At 65.8% G+C, this 1,030-nt stretch carries 1 protein-coding gene; it reads right to left on the bottom strand.

Annotated features, from left to right (window positions below; genetic code table 11):
- Nucleotides 1–22: 22 nt before the first annotated feature.
- The gene (locus JNW87_RS39065; RefSeq protein WP_238455504.1) at nt 23–937 is read right to left on the bottom strand and encodes an IS982 family transposase; all 915 of its coding nucleotides are present in this window, start codon (nt 935–937) and stop codon (nt 23–25) included.
- Nucleotides 938–1,030: the final 93 nt, after the last annotated feature.

Genomic DNA, 1,030 nt, shown 5'->3' on the forward strand with positions numbered 1-1,030 from the left:
CTAGATGATCGATTCCAAGGGGTCAGTGGTCGTAGGCGGTCAGGGATCGCATGGTCGGTTGGCCGGTGTGCCAGTTGTGCCAGATCGCGGCGGTCAGGGCCAGGACGCGTTGCAGGATCCGGACGGTGACGCCTGTGATGGTGCGGCCGCCGTGTTGTTCGAGGTCGAGTTGGCTCTTGAGGGTCTGGTTGACCGATTCAATGCTCTGCCGCACCGCCCGCAGCAGGCCACGACCGGGGCGCGCCGGTTCGGTGCGGTACGCGGGTCGCACGAGGGTGATACCGCTGTCGTTGAGCCAGGTTTCGGTGTCGCGGTCGCGGTAGCCCTTGTCCACGACCAGGATCAGCCCGTCCGGGTGGTGGAACATGTTCGGCTGCAGGGTGACCAGGTCGATGAGAACCTCACGTTCGTCGGTCTTGGCGTTGGTCAGGGCGAACGCGACCGGGAGGCCGTGCACGGTGGTGACCAGGTGCAGACGCAGGCCCCAGAACAACCGGGAGTGCGAGGCGCAGTAGCCGTAGCCGGCCCAACCGGCCAGGTCGGAGCGAAGGACCGTCTCCCGGGACGTGCCGCACGGCACCGGGGTGGAGTCGGCGATCCGGATCGGGTGCCGCCACAGGTCGGTGTCGGTGGCCAGGACCGCGGTGAAATGGGCCAACTGGGTGCTCAGACGCCGCAGGCGCTTGTTGTAGCCGGGCTGCTTGGGCAGGTAGGGAAACAGATGCAGGATCGACTTGCGGGCGTAGCGGACCCAGCGGCTCTCGTTGTGAAAGCCCAGCAGGGCCTGCATCACCGACACCGTGATCAGCTCGGCGTCGGTGATCCGTGGAGCGATCCCGACCTTCGGACGCCACGCGTTGAGCTGCGGGCACGCCTTCAACTCGTCGTCGATCCTGACGTACAGTGCGGTCGCGAGGGTGTCCAGATCGACGTGCACGTGGCCTCCATGGTCTCGTTGCCTAGGCAACGCCGATCATGGATGCCCTTGCGCTTACTCGCTACCCCACACCCCTTGGAATCGATCATCTAG

The organism is Micromonospora sp. ATA51, from assembly GCF_016802855.1.
In the GTDB taxonomy this organism is placed as follows: domain Bacteria; phylum Actinomycetota; class Actinomycetes; order Mycobacteriales; family Micromonosporaceae; genus Micromonospora; species Micromonospora sicca.